Below are 18,231 nucleotides of genomic sequence, written 5' to 3'. Positions count from 1 at the left end.
CAACCCTCGAGGCCCCCATGAGCGTAACCCATCCGGTCAGAATCGCCCTGGTCGACGACCACGTCCTTGTGCGTGATGGCGTCAAGGCTCTGCTGTGCGCGATCCCGCATTTCGAGGTGGTCGGCCAGGCCGAGTCAGCGGCCCAGGCAATCGAGTTGGTAGCGAGTACCGAAGTGGACATCCTCCTGGTCGATGTAGGGCTTCAGGACATGAATGGGTTGGAGCTCACGCGCAAGCTGCGCGAACTCTACCCGGATATCAGGATCCTCATGCTGAGCATGTACGACAACCAGGAGTACGTGCGCACTTCAATCAGTTCCGGAGCGCTAGGTTACGTGCTGAAGAACGCGCCCTCCGCAGAGCTTATCGCGGCCATCGAGGCCATTGCTGCGGGAGGACGCTTCTACAGCTCGGAAATCACTCGCAAGCTCGCCGGGAGCAACCGGGACGAGCACGAACTGACACCCCGTGAACTGCAAGTGCTGTCAATGATCGCCAAGGGGCACAACAACAAGAAAATGGCCCGAGAGCTGGATATCAGTGTCCGAACAGTAGAAACCTATCGGCTGAGCATCAGGCGCAAGCTCAACATCGATACGCCTGCGGCACTGGTGAAATACGCCCTGGAACACGGCCTGACTTCGATCTAGGCAAACCAGGGCAGCGCCAGATACAGCTTGATGACGATGACATTGATGATGTCGATGAAGAACGCCCCCACCATCGGCACCACCAGGAAGGCAATGCGCGAGGCTCCGTAGCGCTGGGTCACCGCTTGCATGTTGGCGATTGCCGTCGGCGTTGCGCCCAGGCCGAAACCACAGTGCCCGGCAGCCAGTACCGCTGCATCATAGTTGCGGCCCATGACCCGGAACGTGACGAATATCGCGAACAGTGCCATGACCAATGTCTGTGCGGCGAGCAATGCAAAGAACGGTAATGCCAGTGCTGAAAGGTCCCACAGTTTGAGCGACATCAAGGCAATAGCCAGGAATAACGACAAGCTCACATTACCCAATACCGAGACTTCCCGCTCGAAGACTTGATAAAAGCCGAGCGCCGAAAGGCCGTTTCGCAACACCACGCCCACGAACAACACGCAAACGAACGTTGGCAGTTCAAATACAGTGCCTTTCAGAAAACCGTTAAGTAACGAGCCCGCGAGCAAACTGACAGCGATCAGCGCCAGTGTTTCGATAAATGAAAACGGTGTAATCAGGCGCTCTTTGTCCGGTTGTTCGAAACCTTTGGGCAGTTGTGGTGCTGCTTCTTCGATACCAGGCGTCGATACCCGCTTGATCAGCAACCGGGCGACCGGGCCACCAATCAGGCCACCCAGTACCAGGCCGAAGGTAGCTGATGCCATTGCCAGTTCGGAGGCCGAGGCCAGGCCAAACTTCTCGGTGAAAGTGGCCCCCCACGCAGCGCCTGTGCCGTGGCCGCCGGACAAGGTGATGGAGCCGGCCAGCAGACCCATCAGCGGGTCGAGCCCCAGTGCCGTTGCCAGGCCGATGCCCATGGCGTTCTGGACCAGCAGCAAGCCAGTCACCACCAGCAGGAACACGGTAACCACGCGGCCACCTTTTTTCAGGCTGGCGAAGTCTGCACTCAAACCAATGGTGGCGAAGAATGCCAGCATCAGAGGGGTTTGCAGTGAAGTATCGAATTGCACGTGGATATCGAAACTGCGCAACGCCAGGAACGCCAAGGCCACTACCAGGCCGCCAGCGACAGGTTCCGGAATATTGTAAGTGCGCAGGAAACCAATACGCGCGACCAGGCCGCGTCCCAATAACAGTACCAAAGAGGCGGCTACAAGCGTCCCGTAAAAATCGAGTTCAAACATCAGGTGCTCTCGTTATATCCAGTAGCGGACCACTTCCCGCTATGGGGCGGACAAGTGGGGTGACAGGTGGGAATACACTGTCACCATTCTACGAGGCATCCGTGGGAGAGTATCTTTCACTGGCGTAGGAAAAGCCTGAATAACAACCGGATTATTACAATAACTATCAGGGGCCGCTTTGCGGTCCATCGCAGGCAAGCCAGCTCCCACAGGTATCGCGCAGAATTCAGGACGTGCGCGATACCTGTGGGAGCAACTGTCTTGCTCAAATTCTGAAAGTTGGCGCGATCTCTGTGGGAGCTGGCTTGCCTGCGATGGGCTGCGCAGCAGCCCCGTTGACGCTATCTGACAGGTATCAGGCTTTGCCCGGTATTCCATATTTACGCAGGCGTTGCGCAATGGCGGTATGTGAAGTTTGCAAGCGCCCGGCCAGTTGCCGCGTCGATGGGTAGCTGGCGTACAGGCGTTGCAGCAGCTCGCGCTCGAAATCGCCCACGGCCTGTTCCAGGCTGGCCACTTCGCCGTCCTGGCCACGGGCCACCGAGGTGCCGGCGATGTCCAGGTCACCGATATCCACCAGGTTGCCCTCGCAGATGGCTGCGGCGCGGAATATCACGTTCTGCAGCTGGCGCACATTGCCCGGCCAAGGGTTGGCCAGCAGTGCCGAATGGGTGGCCGGGGTCAGCCGGCACGGTGGGCGCTGGATCTGCGTGCAGGCCTGCTGCATGAAGAAATGCGCCAGCATCAGGATGTCCTGGCCACGGTCGCGCAGCGGCGGCACTTGCAGGTTGAGCACGTTCAGGCGGTAGAACAGGTCTTCGCGGAAGCTGCCTTCGGCGACCATGCGCTCCAGGTCGCGGTGGGTGGCGCTGATGATGCGTACATCCACCTTCACTTCGCGGTCGCCACCCACCCGGCGGAAGCTGCCATCGCTGAGAAAGCGCAGCAGCTTGGCCTGCAGGTATGGCGACATCTCGCCGATTTCATCGAGGAATACCGTGCCCTGGTTGGCCAGCTCCATCAACCCGGGCTTGCCGCCCCGTTGCGCGCCGGTGAAGGCGCCGGGGGCGTAGCCGAACAGTTCGCTCTCGGCCAGGCTCTCGGGCAGCGCGGCGCAGTTCAGGGCCAGGAATGGCGCCGCGTGGCGGCTGCTGATGGCGTGGCAGGCGCGGGCTACCAGCTCTTTGCCGGTGCCGGTTTCGCCATGCACCAGCAGCGGTGCATCAAGCGCCGCCACGCGCAGGGCGCGGGCCTTGAGGGTGCGGATGGCCGGTGACTCACCGAGCAGGGCATCGAAGCCTTCGGCATGGTCGTGGTGCATGGCCGACAGGCGTTCGCCCATGCGCGTGGGTGGGTACAGCGTCAGCAGGCCACCGGCGTTGGTGATCGGCATGGCGTCCAGCAGCAGGCTCTGGCCGTTGAGCTGCATCTCGCGCATGGGCAGGTGGAAGTTGTTGTCCAGCAGGGCCTGCAGCAGCGCCGGGTCGCCGAACAGTTCACCCACCGAGCGCCCGGCCGATTCGCGGCCGCACAGCTCGATCAGCGCCGGGTTGGCCAGCAGCACCTTGCCGGCACTGTCCACCGCCAGCACCGGGTCGCTCATCGCAGCCAGCAGGGCATCGAGCTGCAGGTGCCGGCGTTGGCCAGGGAGGATGTCGACCACGTCCACCGATTGCACGCCATGTACCTCGAACAGCGCGTCGTGCAGTTCTTCGAGCACGGCGGGGCTGAGGGTAGGGGCGTCGATGTAGACGTTCGGCGGGACCATCTCCACGGCGTCCAGGTTGAGGTTGCGGGCACCGAGCAGGGCGAGGACTTCCTGGGTGATGCCGACGCGGTCGATGAAGCTGACGTGGATGCGCATGGGGAGGGTGCGGTTGTGGCCGGGGAGGGCGGTAGTATGCCTCAACATCGCCGGGGCCGCTTTGCGGCCCTATCGCGACACAAGGCCGCTCCCACAAGTATCGCGCAGGCCTTGAGGTCAGCGGCCAACCTGTGGGAGCGGCCTTGTGTCGCGATGGGCTGCAAAGCAGCCCCCGGTTCTTGAAATCACTCCAGATGTTCAGGCTTGATCGGATCGCCCGATTTCACATCCAGCTTTTCGCGAATGTCCGCGAACATATGGTCATAAAGCTTGTGCGGCGAATTCAGGCTCTCGAATTTCTTCGGTGGCTTCAGGTACGACTGCGCCCTTCGGCTCAGCTGCATGAGGAAGCTGGGCAACACCTGGTCCTTGGCCAGGAAGAACTTTTCTTCCACTGGCTTGCCTTCGATGCTGCCATGCATCTTGAACTGGATGCCTCTGCCTTCCTTGGGGTCCGACACTGCCTCGTATTCGATGTTCAGGTCATAGCTGTGGTCGTTCTGGTTCAGCGCGGTGCGCTCGATGTGTACATGACCGGGCTGGTACTGGGCCATGGCAAGCTCCTTTGGAAGGTCGAAAATGGCGGGCGCTGGCGCCCGCCCACTGCATTCAACGGTAGCTGATCCCCGGCTTAGCGGTGGAAACCCGAGTGCCGGCGGTGCCTTTGACGATGTCTTCGATGTTCTCCAGCGAACTGATCACTGCCACTTTGCCGGTGTTGCGGGCAAAGTCGCAGGCCGCCTGCACCTTCGGCCCCATGGAGCCGGCGGCGAAGCCGAGGCGTTCGAGTTCGTCGGGGTGGGCCTGGGCAATTGCCTTTTGCGTGGGCTTGCCCCAGTCAACATACGCCGCATCGACGTCGGTGGCGATTATCAGAAGGTCGGCGTCCAGCTGCTCTGCCAGCAGGGCCGAGCACAGGTCCTTGTCGATTACCGCCTCGATGCCCTTGAGCTTGCGGTTCTCATCGTACATGGTGGGGATGCCGCCGCCGCCGGCGCAGATCACGATGCTGCTCTTTTCCAGCAGCCACTTGATCGGGCGGATCTCGAAGATGCGTTTGGGTTTCGGGCTGGCCACCACGCGACGGTACTTGTCGCCGTCGGCCTTGACCACCCAACCCTTTTCCTTGGCCAGGCGCTCGGCCTCTTCCTTGCCATAGACCGGGCCGATGAACTTGGTCGGGTCCTTGAAGGCGGGGTCGTTGGCGTCCACTTCGACCTGGGTCAGCAGGGTGGCGAACGGCACCTCGAAGGCCAGCAGGTTGCCCAGCTCCTGTTCGATCATGTAGCCGATCATGCCCTCGGTCTCGGCACCCAGCACGTCCAGCGGGTAGGCCTCGTCGGGCTTGTAGGACAGGCCCTGCAGCGACAGCAGGCCAACTTGCGGGCCGTTGCCGTGGGCGATGACCAGCTCGTTGCCTGGGTGGATCTTGGCGATCTGTTCGGTGGCGGTGCGGATATTGGCGCGCTGGTTGTCAGCGGTCATGGGCTCGCCGCGACGCAGCAGGGCGTTGCCGCCCAATGCAACAACGATACGCATGGGGAATGTCCTTTGCGGATATAGGGTGAGCGCCTCGATCCATTGTGGGAGCTGGCTTGCCGGCGATCACCGGCGAAGCCGGTGCCATGCACCGAGTTGCCTGTATCGCCGGCAAGCCAGCTCCCACAGGATCGAGGTGGTTGTCAGAGGTCAGCCAGTGTCGACACCAGGATCGCCTTGATCGTGTGCATGCGGTTTTCCGCCTGCTCGAAGGCGATGCAGGCCGGCGACTCGAAGACGTCGTCGGTCACTTCGATACCGTTGGCCAGGTCCGGGTACTGTTCGGCGATCTGCTTGCCTACCTTGGTTTCGGAGTTGTGGAACGCCGGCAGGCAGTGCATGAACTTGGTCCGCGGGTTGCCGGTGGACTTCATCAGCTGTGCATTCACCTGATACGGCTTGAGCAGCTTGATGCGCTCACCCCAGGCTTCGATCGGCTCACCCATCGATACCCACACGTCGGTGTGCACGAAGTCCACACCCTTGACCGCGGCAACCGGGTCTTCGGTGAGGGTGATGCGCGCACCGCTTTCCTCGGCGTACTTGCGGCAACGCTCGACCAGGTCGTCATGCGGCCACAGCGCCTTGGGCGCGGCGATGCGCACGTCCATGCCGAGCTTGGCGCCAATCAGCAGCAGCGAGTTGCCCATGTTGTTGCGGGCGTCGCCCAGGTAGGCGTAGCTGATGTCGTGCAGCGGCTTGTCGCTGTGCTCACGCATGGTCAGCACGTCGGCGATCATCTGGGTGGGGTGGTATTCGTCGGTCAGGCCGTTGAACACCGGAACGCCGGCGAACTTGGCCAGCTCTTCGACGATTTCCTGCTTGAAGCCACGGTACTCGATGGCGTCGTACATGCGCCCGAGCACGCGGGCGGTGTCTTTCATGCTTTCCTTGTGGCCGATCTGCGAGGAGTTCGGGTCGATGTAGGTGACATTGGCGCCCTGGTCATAGGCGGCCACTTCGAAGGCGCAGCGGGTACGGGTAGAGGTTTTTTCGAAGATCAGCGCGATGTTGTTGCCTTTCAGGTGCTGCTGCTCGGTGCCGGTGTACTTGGCGCGCTTGAGGTCGCGGGACAGGTCCAGCAGGTAGCGCAGCTCGCGGGTGCTGTGGTGTTCCAGGCTGAGCAGGTTGCGGTTGTGAATATTGAACGCCATGACTTTTCTCCTTGAGTTTGGTGAGCGCACCGGCCGCCGCTTTGTGAGGGCGGCCGGGGGTAATGGTCGTTAGTAGTCGATCGGGTCGCGCACGATCGGGCAGGTCATGCAGTGGCCGCCGCCCCGGCCCCGGCCCAGTTCGCCGGCACTGATGGTGATGACCTCGATCCCGGCCTTGCGCAGCAGGGTATTGGTGTAGGTGTTGCGGTCGTAGCCAATGACCACGCCCGGCTCGATGGCCACCACGTTGTTGCCGTCATCCCACTGTTCGCGCTCGGCGGCAAAGCTGTTGCCACCGGTTTCGACCACGCGCAGCTTGACCCCAAGCTGCTCGCCCACCACCTCGATGAACGACTTGTTCTCGCGGCGCACGTCCATGCCGTAAGGCTTGCTTTCGTCCGGGCGGATGATGAACGGCACGATCTCTTTCACCACTTCCGGGAAGACCGTGACCAGGTCGCGGTCGCAGAAGCTGAACACGGTGTCCAGGTGCATGGCGGCACGGGATTTCGGCAGGCCGGCGACGATGACTTTTTCCACCGCGCCCTTGGCGAACAGGTTTTGCGCCAACTGGCCGATGGCCTGGCGCGAGGTGCGCTCGCCCATGCCGATCAGCACGATGCCTTTGCCAATCGGCATCACGTCACCGCCTTCGAGGGTGGCGTTGCCGTGGTCCTTGTCCGGGTCGCCATACCACACCTGGAAGTCGGCGCCGGTGAACTCCTTGTGGAACTTGTAGATGGCGGTGGTCAACAGGGTTTCCTGGCGGCGCGCCGGCCAGTACATCGGGTTGAGCGTGACACCGCCATAGATCCAGCAGGTGGTGTCGCGGGTGAACTGGGTGTTGGGCAGGGGTGGCAGGATGAAGCTGGAGTGGCCCAGGTAGTCGTTGTACATCTTGACCACGCTGGCGCCTTCGCTTTCCGGCAGGTCCTGGCCTGCCACGCCGCCGATCAGGAACTCGGCCAGGTGGCGTGGATCGAGGCCTTCGAGCCAGCTGCGCACTTCGTTGGTCAGGCCGACACCGACGGTGTCGGAGGTGATCTTGCGATCGAGGATCCACTTCAGTGCCTCGGGTTGCTGGACGATGTCGGTCAGCAGGTTGTGCATCTCCAGCACATCCACGCCACGTTCGCGCATCTTGGTGACAAAGTCGAAATGGTCACGCTTGGCCTGGTCGACCCAGATCACGTCGTCGAACAGCAGCTCGTCACAGTTGCTCGGCGTCAGGCGCTTGTGCGCCAGGCCCGGCGAGCAAACCATGACCTTGCGCAGTTTGCCGGCTTCGGAGTGGACACCGTACTTCTGTTTTTCAGCGGACATGATTTCATTCCTCCAGTTGAACGAAGACGTGGGTCAAAGGGTCAGGAAGCCGTCGTACAGGCCAAAGGCTGCCACCAGGGCGCCGATGACCACGGCTGCGAAGATCAGTTTTTCCACGTTGGTGAAGACAGGTTGGCCAACCTCACGCTTGGCCTTGGCGAACAGGATTGCGCCAGGTGCGTAGAGCAGGGCCGAGAGCAGCAGGTATTTCACGCCACCGGCGTACAGCAGCCAGACGGCGTACAACAGGGCGATACCACCGATCACAAGGTCCTTCTGCCGTTCGGCCAGGGCCTGCTCGTAGGTTTCGCTACGCAGAGCCAGCAAGAAGGCATAGGCGGCCGACCAAAGGTAGGGCACCAGGATCATCGAGGTGGCCAGGTAGATCAGCGACAGGTAGGTACTGCTGGAGAACAGCGTGATCACCAGGAAGATCTGCACCATGGCGTTGGTCAGCCATAGGGCGTTGGCCGGTACCTGGTTGGCGTTCTCGCGGCGCAGGAACTCCGGCATGGTGTGGTCCTTGGCGGCGGCGAACATGATCTCGGCGCACAGCAGCACCCACGACAGCAGGGCCCCGAGCAGCGAGATGATCAGGCCGACGCTGATCAGTACCGCGCCCCAGTGGCCGACCACATGCTCCAGCACGGCAGCCATCGACGGGTTCTGCAGCTTGGCCAGTTCCGGTTGGGTCATGATGCCCAGCGACAGCACGTTGACCAGCACCAGGAACAGCAGCACGGTGACGAAGCCGATGACCGTGGCCTTGCCCACGTCAGAGCGTTTTTCCGCCCGCGACGAGAAGATGCTCGCACCCTCGATGCCGATGAACACCCACACGGTGACCAGCATCATGTTGCGCACCTGGTTCATCACGCTGCCAAGCTCTGGTGTGCCCAAGGCCCAGATGTCGGCGGTGAAGATGTCGAGCTTGAAGGCGAACAGGCAGATCAGGGCGAACAGCAGCAACGGCACCACCTTGGCCACGGTGGTGACCAGGTTGATGAATGCCGCTTCCTTGATGCCGCGCAGCACCAGGAAGTGCACGGCCCACAGCAGCACCGACGCGCCGATGATGGCGGCTGGGGTGTTGCCTTCGCCGAAGATCGGGAAGAAGTAGCCCAAGGTACTGAACAGCAGCACGAAGTAGCCGACGTTACCCAGCCAGGCACTGATCCAGTAGCCCCAGGCCGAGGAGAAGCCCATGTAGTCGCCAAAACCGGCCTTGGCGTAGGCATACACCCCGCCATCCAGGTCAGGCTTGCGGTTGGCCAGGGTCTGGAACACGAACGCCAGGGTCAGCATGCCGACCGCGGTGATTGCCCAGCCGATCAGTACAGCGCCAACCCCTGCACTGGCAGCCATGTTTTGCGGCAGCGAGAAGATCCCGCCACCAATCATCGAACCGACCACAAGTGCAACTAACGCGCCGAGCTTTAGTTTTCCGGATGTATCAGACATTTAACAACTCCTGCCAGGAGAAAGTTGACGACAGAGTAAATCCGACGCCGCTGCCATTCGCTGACTTGGGTCAGTTCATGGCGACGTGAAGTAGGAAAATTCCTTCACGAAGCTCCTGGAGAGTGCCGACAACTTCTGCTGCAGGCCTTGCACGCTGGCACCTCCATGTCCTTCTAGAGCAAACGCTCTGTTCAGCCTGCGATGCTTGACGCTAGCCGTTTTTGCCGCTTTCGCAAATTTTTCACAAGAATTTCGAGTTTTATCGGATTCTTTTCTAGTTGCTCGGGAGCTGCTAGTTTTTAGTCAAAGGGTGGCATAGACAAAGCAGTTATTAGTGCTATAGCTTCATTGATCAGGATCATTATAAGTAACAACATTTATATGGCCCGCATGGCTGTTTCAAGCCCATGACAGCGCGCAAAAAAAGGAAGGCTCATGAGCGAACCGGGACAGAAGCTGCGCCTGGGCGCGCTGATCGCGTTGGTGGTCGGCTCGATGATTGGTGGCGGGATCTTCTCGCTGCCGCAGAACATGGCGGCGCGTGCCGATGTGGGGGCGGTGCTGATCGGCTGGGGTATCACCGCAGTCGGCATGCTGGCCCTCGCCTTCGTGTTCCAGACCTTGGCCAACCGCAAGCCGGAGCTGGACTCGGGGGTGTACGCCTACGCCAAGGCCGGCTTTGGCGAGTACATGGGCTTTTCCTCGGCATGGGGTTACTGGATCAGTGCCTGGCTGGGCAACGTCGGCTACTTCGTGCTGCTGTTCAGCACCCTGGGCTTCTACTTCCCGGTGTTCGGCGAGGGCAACACGCCAATCGCCATCGGCTGCGCCTCGCTGCTGCTGTGGGCGGTGCACTTCCTGGTGTTGCGCGGCATCAAGGAAGCGGCGTTCATCAACCAGGTGACCACCGTGGCCAAGGTGGTGCCGTTGCTGATTTTCGTGGTGATTGCCGCGTTCGCCTTTCGCGCCGATATCTTCACCCGTGACATCTGGGGCCTGAGCAACCCGCAGTTCGGCAGCGTGCTGGAACAGGTGCGCAACATGATGCTGGTAACCGTGTTCGTGTTCATCGGCATCGAGGGCGCCAGCGTGTATTCCGGGCGCGCCCAGCGCCGCTCGGATGTGGGCAAGGCCACGGTGATCGGTTTCCTGGGGGTACTGGCGTTGCTGGTGCTGGTCAACGTGCTGTCGCTGGGGGTGATGACCCAGCCTGAACTGGCCGGGCTACAGAACCCGTCACTGGCCTCGGTGCTGGAGCATATCGTCGGGCCTTGGGGCGCCTTGCTGATCAGTATCGGCCTGGCGATTTCGCTGCTTGGTGCGCTGCTGTCGTGGGCGTTGCTGTGCGCCGAGATCCTCTTTGCCACGGCGCGGGACAAGACTATGCCGCGCTTCTTGGCCAAGGAAAACGCCAACCATGTGCCGGCCAACGCCCTGTGGCTGACCAACTGCATGATCCAGGGCTTCCTGCTGATCACGCTGTTTTCCGCCGGTACCTATACCAGCCTGATCTACCTGGCCTCGTCGATGATCCTGGTGCCCTACCTGTGGTCGGCGGCCTACGCCGTGCTGTTGGCGGTGCGTGCAGAAACCTACGCCGGGCAGCCGGCCCTGCGCCGCAAGGACCTGCTGGTGGCGCTGGTTGCCCTGGTGTATGCCGTGTGGCTGTTGTACGCCGGCGGGCTCAAGTACCTGTTGCTGTCGGCGCTGCTGTACGCGCCGGGCGTGATCCTGTTCGCCAGGGCCAAGCATGAGCAGGGAAAAACCTTGTTCACCACCTGGGAAAAGCTGATCTTCGCCGCCGTGCTGGCAGGTGCCGCGCTGGCGGCCTATGCCCTGTACTCAGGGCTGCTGAGCTTGTGACGGGGCAGGGCAGGGGGCGTGCTCGGGGCGGGACCAGATCCACAGGTTGCCCAGGGTCATGCCGGCAATGGCCAGGAACACTGGCCAGCGGTGTTCCAGGAACGTCAGCATCAGGCCCGCGCACAGCAACATGCTGAGGGTCGCGCTGACTTTGGCCCGGCGCTGGATCACCTTGCCATTGCGCCAGTTGTGCAGGATCGGCCCGAACAGCCGGTGGTTCTCCAGCCAGGCAGACAGGCGCGGCGAACTGCGCGTGGCCGCCCAGGCGGCCAGCAGGATGAATTCGGTGGTCGGCAGGCCTGGAATGACGATCGCGACCAGGCCCACGCCCAGGCTCACGTAAGCCAGGAGCGCATACAGCAGGCGGGCGAGTTTCGAGCGGGCGGGTCGGGTCATGGTCTCACTGCATAAAACGGTTCGGCCACCGGTAGGGTGGCCGGCTACGGCGTGTCAAACCAGCGCGGCATCCGCGGCGTAGGCGTGCTTGAGCAGCTCGGTGAAGCGCTCGAAGGCAGCAACTGCGCCGCGTTCGGCAGCGGCTTCCTCTTCGGCCGACAGGGCCAGGCCATCAAGAATGCGGGTGAACTGCTTCCAGCCTTCGGCACGGCCACCGGCCGGTTCGCCCAGGTGTCGGGCACCGAAGCTGTCGGACAGTTCCAGGGCCACGGCACGCTTGATCAGAAACGCAGCGCCCAGTTTGGAGCCTTCGGAGACGAAGATCCAGCCCATTGCCTCGCCCAGGCTCGGGTTGCGCAGGGCCCCCGGCACGGCTGGCGGTACTTCGGTGTCGAGGTCGGCGAGGTCCAGGCGGGCCTGTTCGGCGCGGCAGCGCTCCGCCAGGTCGGGGACGATGGCGATCAGTTGCGGGTCGTTGTACAGGGCCTGCAGCTCGGCCTGGAACAGGTACTGGGCGACCACGAAGCGAGCGAAGCTTTCGCGGCTGTCGAAGGGCGCGTGGGCTTTGACCAGGGCATCCAGTTCGGCGTGGGGGGCGTGGGTGATCTGGTTGAGGCGCTGGGAGCGCAGGGCTGGGCGGTCGGTCATGGGGCAGTCCTTGGAAAAGGGGCGTCTAGAGACAAGACGAAACAGCGAGGGCGGGACAGTAAAAAAAGCTGGTATTTGTGCTGGTAGTGCTGGCCTCTTCGCGGGTAAACCCGCTCCCACAGGGACATTACAGCCCCGAGGTCTGCGCAATACCTGTGGGAGCGGGTTCACCCGCGAAGAGGCCGGCACTGACGAAACAAACCTGTCAGCGATAATCCAGGTCAGATATCCCAAACCACATTGATGCCGAAGTTGCGCCCCGGCATGGTCAGGCGGTCGATGTTGGCCGGCTGGGTCACGGCCGCTTCACCCTGGCCGTCGTAGCTGCGTACCGAATCCCACTGCCAGTACTTCTTGTCGGTGAGGTTGTACAGGCCGGCGTTGATGGTCACGTCGTCGGTGACCTTGTAGTAACCGGTCAGGTCCAGCACCCCATAGCCGGGGGTACGGAACTTGGAACTCGAGCCGTCGGGCGAGTAGAAGGTGCTGTCGTCGACGCGGGTCTTGCGCTTGACCAGTGTCCAGCTCAGCAGGCCGCCGTAGTGCTGTTGTTCGTAACCCAGGCCGAACACGCCCTTGAGCGGGTTGACGCTGTTCAGTGGCTCGCCGGTGTCATCGTTGCGGCCATAGGTGTAGGCGATCGAGCCCTGGGTAAACAGGCCCTGCGGCGCACCGAAGTGGTCGAGGTTCAGGCGGCCCTTGACCTCGGCACCCTTGATGGTGGCGTGCTTGATGTTGTTGGCCTTGAATGTCTGCTCCAGGTTGGCGCTTTTCACGGCGTCCTCGTCTATGAAGTCGCGGTACTTGTTGTAGAACACCGCCACATCGAAGTTGCCAGCGTCGAAGTTGCCACGCAGGCCGGTTTCATAGCTTTTGCTCTTTTCAGGCTCCAGCCCCGGGTTGCCTTCTACCCGGTAGCCCTGCTCGATGTTCTGAAACTTGCCGTACATGGATTTGGCAGTCGGGGTGCGGAAACCTTCGGCGTACTGGCCATACCAGGTGTAGTTGTCGTTGAATGCATAGGTCAGGCCGAATTTGGGCGAGACGCGGTGCCATTTCTTGTCCGAGTCGTCCTGAGAGGTAGGCGCGGTACCGGTGGACTCCAGGCCACGCAGGAACTCCTTGGTGAACCTGGGCTCCATGCGCGTGTAGTCGTAACGAGCGCCAGGCATGAAGGTCCAGTTGTTCCAGCGGATTTCATCCTGCACGAACAGGCTGTAGGTGTTCACGGTCGGGTCCGGGAAGTCGCTGACCAGGGCCTGGCCGTCTGCCGGGCGCTCGGCGCCAGCGCCGGAGCAATCTGAGCCAACGGCCAGGCAGGTGCCGGTGCCACTGCGCGAACCGGTGACTTTCTCGTGCTTGAGGGTGGTGCCGTAGGTCAGCAGGTGGTCGGTGGCGCCGAGGCTGAAGGCCTTGTCCAGCTGGGCGTCGAATACCCACTGGCGGTCCTTGTAGAGGGTGTCGCGGGTACGCAGCACCTGACGGCCAGGCGGCACATAGACTTCCTCGGTGTGCTGGTCGGTCTTGGCGATCTGGTAGTTCAGGCTCCACTTCACATGGTCGGCGACCAGCGAATCCAGGCCGAACTCATGGTTGATGCCAAAGCGTTCGCGGGTGATGGTGTCGTTGCCAGTGCGCGCCTTGTAGTAACCCGAGGCACCAAGGCCAGGAATGAACGGCCCGCCCACCGCACTGAGGATGTTCTGGTCGCGGTCATCCTTGTAGCGTTCGTAGGTGAAGCCCAGGCGCGCGTCGTCGGCGTAGTTCCAGCCCAGTTTGGCCAGCACGTTTGTGGTACGCACGTCCATCGGGTTGGCTTCGGTACGGGCCAGGCCGTCACCGCTGTGGCCGCCGTGGGTCTCGGTTTCGTGGCCGTTGCGCTGGCTCAGGTGCAACAGGCCGTCGAAGTCGCCCTGGCGGCCGGCGACGGTGGCGGAGGTCAGCCAGCTTTCGTCGGCCGAGCTGTAGCCGGTCTTCAGGCGGGCGCCTGCGTCCTTGCCGGGCTTGATGATGTCGTCCGGGTCGAGGGTGAAGTAGCTCACCGCGCCGCCAATGGCGTTGCTGCCGTACAGCACCGAAGCCGGGCCGCGGAGGATTTCCACACGCTTGACGATCTCCGGGTCCACGTAGTTGCGCTGGGTCTGGGCGAAGGGGCCGAAGAAGAAGCTGTCGGGGATCGACACGCCATCGACCTGGGTGAGGATGCGCTCGCCGTCGATGCCACGGATGTTGTAGCCGTTCAGGCCGCTGCGCTGGCCGGTGCCGGCTACCGACACGCCCGGTTCGTAGCGCACCAGGTCCTGGATGTTGTTGACGTTCTGCCGGTCCAGTTGCTCGCGGGTCTGCACGCTGACGGTGCTCGGCACCTGGCTGACGTCCTGGGCGCTGCGGGTGGCGCTGACGGTCACCTGCTGCAGGGCAATCACATTGGCGCTGGCCTGGCGTTCGAGCACCACATTGCCGTTGCTGATCTTGCGAAAGCCCAGGCCGGTGCCGTGCAGCAGGCGCTTGAGTGCGGCTTCCGGCGGTAGCGAACCCTGCACCCCTGGCGATGCCACGCCGTCGGCCAGTTCGGCGCTGAAGCCGACCTGCCAGCCGGTGACCTGGCTGAAAGCATTGATGGCCGAAACCAGCGGCTGCTGGCCGATGCTGAAGCGGTAGTCGCCCATGCGCGGGCTGCTGGCCTGTGCCGGCTCGGCGGCCAGTGCCGGCAGGCTGATGGCGCCGCTGGCGAGCAGGGCTAGGCTCAGTAGGGAAAGGCTCAGGAGGGGCAGTTGCCCTCCATGGCGAGGAAGAGTGGAGGGGCGGGTAGGACCTGTGAACATCGGAAGCGCTCCCTGACGCGCGGACTGTTATAGGTGATGGCTGTCCTCGTTTTCAAACGAGAATCAGTTGCATTGGCTATAACGAGACGGGCGGGGTAGCGTGACTGCGTAAAAAAAGTTGGATTGCGGTCTGGCGATCTGTATCGCGATTTCTGTGGGAGCGGGCATGCCCGCGAAACAGGCTCCGCGGTGGATGGCACGGGCGTTGCCCGTGTTCGCGGGCACGCCCGCTCCCACAGGGACCGTGTCGGGTTTCAGATTTGCGGATCAGTTCAGGATGACCAGCGCCGGGTACTCATGCAGCTGTGCCGAGGTGATGTGGGCCAGCGCGCGAAGGGTTTCCAGCGGTTGGTCGAGGCGGTAGTTGCCGGTGACCGCCATGTCTTCCAGCTGCGCGTTGCGGTTGATGATCCAGCCCGGGTAGTAGCGCTGCACCTCGGCCAGCACCTGGCTCAGCGGGCAGTTCTCGAACACCAGGCGGCCGTCGACCCAGGCCAGGTCCTTGTGCATGTCGGGGCGCTGGCGCTGGCCGAACCCCTGGGGGCCGACGCTGATGCTGTCGCCGGCACTCAGGCGGATGCGCTGGTCGCGGGCCCCCTGCAGGTCGACATCGCCGCGCTGCACCCGCACCTGTGCCTCGCCGTCGAGGTAGCGCACGGCAAAGTCGGTGTCGCGCACCTGCGCGCGCAACGGCCCGGCCTGCACTTCCAGTGGCAGCAGCGCGCCCTCGGGGACCTGGAAATAGGCCTCGCCCTGTAGCAGGCGGGCAATCCGGCGGCCGTCACGCTGCTCGCTGGCAAATGCCGAATTGGTGTTGAGCAGCACTTTCGCGCCGTCTTCCAGCTGCAGGCGCTGGCGCTCGCCCACCACCGTCAGGTGGTCGGCCTGCAGGCGCATGGGCAGGTTGCCGAGGGTGAACAGCCCGACCAGCAGCAGCGCCGCCGTGGCCAGGGGTTTCCAGTGGCTGCGCAGGCGCCCGCGCCACGAGCGGCGCTGTTGCTGATGCATCTGCACGGCCACCTGGTGCAGCGGTGCGCCGTTCCACAATGCTTCTGCCTCGACATAGGCCTCGGCATTTTCCGGCGCTGCGCTCAGCCAGGCTTCGAAGGCCTGGGTGTCCTCGGCGTCGGCGCATTGCAGGCGTACCAGCCAGTCCAGCGCCTCGTCCATGGCACGAGCACGGGCGCTGGGCCCGGCGGGTGACGGGCGAGGGGGGCTGTCGGTCACGGTGAATCCTTGAATGGTTTTTTGCGAATGATCAAGGCTGAGGCGGGGCGTGGCAAGGGCTTTGCGTTGCCTCACTTGAGGCGGTCGGCGACACCCATGCAGATCGCCATGATCAGTTTCAGTTCCTTCTGTACCGTGCTGGGCGAAACATTCAGTTGTTCGGCGATTTCCAGGTAGGTGGCGCCATGCAGGCGGCTGAGGATGAAGATGCGCTGCTGGCGTTCGCTCAACTGGTTGAGGCTGATGCTCAGGTGCTTGAGCAACTGCTCGGCATGGGCCGCATCCTCGCTGCTGGTGGCCGGCGCGGCCACGCTGTGCAGGACCTCGTCGGGCACGTCGTCGACCAGCATGCGCGATTGCACCCGGCGCGCGCGCAGGTGGTCGAGGGCCAGGTTGCGTGCGGTCTGGAACACGAACGGTTCGATGTGTTCGATGGGCCGCTCACCGAGGGCGCGGGACACCCGCAGGTAGGTTTCCTGCAGCAGGTCCTCGGCCGTATTGGGGTTGCCCACCATGCGCTGCAAGGTGCGCAGCAGTGTAAGGCGCTGGACGAGGAAGACAGAGTTGAACCGGGACTGACTCACTGGGGGACCTGGCCGACGAAAGGTTAATGATAATGCTTATCATCCATATCGAAGGTCAAGCCTGGAAATGTTAGGAAAAGGTAAAGATTGTGAGTCCCAGCCTTGCGCAGTCCCCGTGTAGGAGCGGCCTTGTGTCGCGATGGGCTGCGCAGCAGCCCCAGGATTTTGGCCGTGGCACAGATTGCAGGGGGCTGCTGCGCAGCCCATCGCGACACAAGGCCGATCCTACAGGGAGCGTGCCGAAGCTCAGCGGGCGCGGCACAACGCCAGGCAGTTATCCAGCATGCGGTTGGAGAACCCCCACTCGTTGTCATACCAGGCCAGCACCTTGAGCATGCGCCCGTTGGCCCGAGTATGGTTGGCATCGAAGATCGACGACAGCGGGTTGTGGTTGAAATCGCAGGAAACCAGTGGCAAGGCGTTGTAGCCCAATACCCTGGAATGCTTGCTGGCCTCGAGGAACAGCTGGTTGACCTGCTCGGCCGTGGCCTCGCGCTTGAGGTTGACGGTGAGGTCCACCAGCGACACGTTGATCACCGGCACCCGTACCGCCATGCCGGTAAGCTTGCCGGCCAGCTCCGGCAGCACCAGGCCCACGGCCTCGGCAGCGCCGGTCTTGCTCGGGATCATCGACTGGGTCGCCGAGCGCGCACGGTACGGGTCGCCGTGATACACATCGGTCAGCACCTGGTCGTTGGTGTAGGCATGGATGGTGGTCATCAGGCCCTGTTCGATGCCGAACTCGCGGTGCAGCACCTGGGCAATCGGTGCCAGGCAGTTGGTGGTGCAGGAGGCATTGGAAATGATCTGGTGCGAGGCCCGCAGGATGTCATGGTTGACCCCGTACACCACGGTGGCATCGGCGCCTTTGGCCGGTGCCGAGACAATCACCTTGCCAGCTCCCGCAGCCAGGTGTGCGGCGGCCTTGGCGCGCTCGGTGAACAGCCCGGTGCATTCGAACACCACGTCGATCGCCTCGGCCTTCCAGGGCAGTTCGGCCGGGTTGCGGATGGCGCTGACCGCGATACGGTCACCATTGACCGTGAGGCTTTCGTGGTCGGCCTCGACGCTGGCGTCGAAGGTGCCGTGCACGCTGTCGTACTTGAGCAGGTGGGCATTCATGGCGCTGTCGCCCAGGTCGTTGATGGCGACGACCTGCAGGTCCTGGCGGTAGCCTTGGGTATACAGTGCGCGCAGGACGTTGCGCCCGATGCGGCCGAATCCATTGATGGCGATGCGTAGGGTCATGGCAGTACCTCTGGCAGTCCGAGTGAAACCTGTGGCACAAAGGAGCTTCACTGAAACGGTTTTGTTGTTGGAATTACAAGATTATTCACCTGCCGATAGAAAACAAGCCTTTTTAGTGGCAGTATTTTGTTTAAACATACAACGAGTGGTTGGGCGACGTGCCTCCACCGATGCAGCGGGCTCCTCTACCTTGAGCCTAGGCCGCAATCGTTTGGAGGGGAAATGCCCGGTAAACCGCCCTTACAATTAGCCT

General features: G+C 62.6%; 15 protein-coding genes. 2 read left to right on the top strand and 13 right to left on the bottom strand.

The annotated features are described in order from the left end of the window. Positions 1 to 17 precede the first annotated feature (17 nt). Complete coding sequence (locus CAG44_RS05795; RefSeq protein WP_085691748.1) at positions 18 to 650, top strand: response regulator transcription factor; 633 nt, start codon at positions 18 to 20, stop codon at positions 648 to 650. On the opposite strand, the gene gltS is transcribed toward CAG44_RS05795, so the two are convergent. The 7 genes from gltS to arcD (CAG44_RS05760) form a co-directional block, all read right to left on the bottom strand. Beyond that, entirely contained in the window at positions 647 to 1,846 is a 1,200-nt protein-coding gene (gene gltS, locus CAG44_RS05790; RefSeq protein ID WP_085691747.1) for a sodium/glutamate symporter, read from the bottom strand. The two genes, CAG44_RS05795 and gltS, sit on opposite strands and share 4 nt — an antisense overlap. Before the next feature lie 355 nt (positions 1,847 to 2,201). Continuing rightward, positions 2,202 to 3,710, bottom strand: a complete 1,509-nt coding sequence (locus CAG44_RS05785) for a sigma-54-dependent transcriptional regulator (protein WP_025337851.1) — start codon at positions 3,708 to 3,710, stop codon at positions 2,202 to 2,204. Positions 3,711 to 3,895: 185 nt separating this feature from the next. Continuing rightward, positions 3,896 to 4,264, bottom strand: a complete 369-nt coding sequence (locus CAG44_RS05780) for a DUF5064 family protein (RefSeq protein WP_085691746.1) — start codon at positions 4,262 to 4,264, stop codon at positions 3,896 to 3,898. A gap of 55 nt (positions 4,265 to 4,319) precedes the next feature. Continuing rightward, entirely contained in the window at positions 4,320 to 5,249 is a 930-nt protein-coding gene (gene arcC / locus CAG44_RS05775) for a carbamate kinase (protein ID WP_003257953.1), read from the bottom strand. A 143-nt stretch (positions 5,250 to 5,392) separates the two neighbouring features. Beyond that, positions 5,393 to 6,403, bottom strand: coding sequence for an ornithine carbamoyltransferase (locus tag CAG44_RS05770; RefSeq protein ID WP_085664529.1), 1,011 nt, complete (start codon positions 6,401 to 6,403; stop codon positions 5,393 to 5,395). 69 nt (positions 6,404 to 6,472) lie between these two features. Further along, positions 6,473 to 7,726 (bottom strand): arginine deiminase, encoded by a 1,254-nt coding sequence (gene arcA / locus CAG44_RS05765; RefSeq protein WP_085691745.1) that lies wholly within the window; start codon positions 7,724 to 7,726, stop codon positions 6,473 to 6,475. A gap of 33 nt (positions 7,727 to 7,759) precedes the next feature. Further along, a complete protein-coding gene (gene arcD / locus CAG44_RS05760) occupies positions 7,760 to 9,187 on the bottom strand; it encodes an arginine-ornithine antiporter (protein WP_085691744.1) in 1,428 nt (475 codons plus the stop codon). A gap of 435 nt (positions 9,188 to 9,622) precedes the next feature. On the opposite strand from arcD (CAG44_RS05760), the gene arcD (CAG44_RS05750) reads away from it, so the two are divergent. Continuing rightward, a complete protein-coding gene (gene arcD, locus CAG44_RS05750; RefSeq protein WP_025337856.1) occupies positions 9,623 to 11,050 on the top strand; it encodes an arginine-ornithine antiporter in 1,428 nt (475 codons plus the stop codon). Here the strand turns inward: arcD (CAG44_RS05750) and CAG44_RS05745 are convergent. The 6 genes from CAG44_RS05745 to gap form a co-directional block, all read right to left on the bottom strand. Next, complete coding sequence (locus CAG44_RS05745) at positions 11,030 to 11,446, bottom strand: YbaN family protein (RefSeq protein WP_075043892.1); 417 nt, start codon at positions 11,444 to 11,446, stop codon at positions 11,030 to 11,032. The two genes, arcD (CAG44_RS05750) and CAG44_RS05745, sit on opposite strands and share 21 nt — an antisense overlap. 54 nt (positions 11,447 to 11,500) lie before the next feature. Beyond that, positions 11,501 to 12,094, bottom strand: coding sequence for a biliverdin-producing heme oxygenase (locus CAG44_RS05740; RefSeq protein WP_025337858.1), 594 nt, complete (start codon positions 12,092 to 12,094; stop codon positions 11,501 to 11,503). Between the two features lie 221 nt (positions 12,095 to 12,315). Then, positions 12,316 to 14,919, bottom strand: coding sequence for a TonB-dependent receptor (locus CAG44_RS05735; RefSeq protein ID WP_085587519.1), 2,604 nt, complete (start codon positions 14,917 to 14,919; stop codon positions 12,316 to 12,318). A gap of 267 nt (positions 14,920 to 15,186) precedes the next feature. Further along, a complete protein-coding gene (locus tag CAG44_RS05730) occupies positions 15,187 to 16,146 on the bottom strand; it encodes a FecR domain-containing protein (protein WP_085587521.1) in 960 nt (319 codons plus the stop codon). A 71-nt stretch (positions 16,147 to 16,217) separates the two neighbouring features. Further along, on the bottom strand, positions 16,218 to 16,730 hold the full coding sequence (locus CAG44_RS05725) for an RNA polymerase sigma factor (protein ID WP_025337861.1): 513 nt from the start codon (positions 16,728 to 16,730) through the stop codon (positions 16,218 to 16,220). A gap of 246 nt (positions 16,731 to 16,976) precedes the next feature. After that, positions 16,977 to 17,978, bottom strand: a complete 1,002-nt coding sequence (gene gap, locus CAG44_RS05720; protein ID WP_041506241.1) for a type I glyceraldehyde-3-phosphate dehydrogenase — start codon at positions 17,976 to 17,978, stop codon at positions 16,977 to 16,979. Positions 17,979 to 18,231 lie beyond the last annotated feature (253 nt).

The organism is Pseudomonas sp. B13(2017), from assembly GCF_002113245.1.
In the GTDB taxonomy this organism is placed as follows: Bacteria; Pseudomonadota; Gammaproteobacteria; order Pseudomonadales; family Pseudomonadaceae; genus Aquipseudomonas; species Aquipseudomonas putida_Z.
Note: the sequence above shows the minus strand (reverse complement) of the source record. Positions and strands in the feature narration are given on the sequence as shown.

Coding starts and splice junctions, on each gene's coding strand:
- CAG44_RS05795 (WP_085691748.1), top strand. CDS start 18: ATGAGCGTAACCCATCCGGTCAGAATCGCCCTGGTCGACGACCACGTC.
- gltS (WP_085691747.1), bottom strand. CDS start 1,846: ATGTTTGAACTCGATTTTTACGGGACGCTTGTAGCCGCCTCTTTGGTA.
- CAG44_RS05785 (WP_025337851.1), bottom strand. CDS start 3,710: ATGCGCATCCACGTCAGCTTCATCGACCGCGTCGGCATCACCCAGGAA.
- CAG44_RS05780 (WP_085691746.1), bottom strand. CDS start 4,264: ATGGCCCAGTACCAGCCCGGTCATGTACACATCGAGCGCACCGCGCTG.
- arcC (WP_003257953.1), bottom strand. CDS start 5,249: ATGCGTATCGTTGTTGCATTGGGCGGCAACGCCCTGCTGCGTCGCGGC.
- CAG44_RS05770 (WP_085664529.1), bottom strand. CDS start 6,403: ATGGCGTTCAATATTCACAACCGCAACCTGCTCAGCCTGGAACACCAC.
- arcA (WP_085691745.1), bottom strand. CDS start 7,726: ATGTCCGCTGAAAAACAGAAGTACGGTGTCCACTCCGAAGCCGGCAAA.
- arcD (WP_085691744.1), bottom strand. CDS start 9,187: ATGTCTGATACATCCGGAAAACTAAAGCTCGGCGCGTTAGTTGCACTT.
- arcD (WP_025337856.1), top strand. CDS start 9,623: ATGAGCGAACCGGGACAGAAGCTGCGCCTGGGCGCGCTGATCGCGTTG.
- CAG44_RS05745 (WP_075043892.1), bottom strand. CDS start 11,446: ATGACCCGACCCGCCCGCTCGAAACTCGCCCGCCTGCTGTATGCGCTC.
- CAG44_RS05740 (WP_025337858.1), bottom strand. CDS start 12,094: ATGACCGACCGCCCAGCCCTGCGCTCCCAGCGCCTCAACCAGATCACC.
- CAG44_RS05735 (WP_085587519.1), bottom strand. CDS start 14,919: ATGTTCACAGGTCCTACCCGCCCCTCCACTCTTCCTCGCCATGGAGGG.
- gap (WP_041506241.1), bottom strand. CDS start 17,978: ATGACCCTACGCATCGCCATCAATGGATTCGGCCGCATCGGGCGCAAC.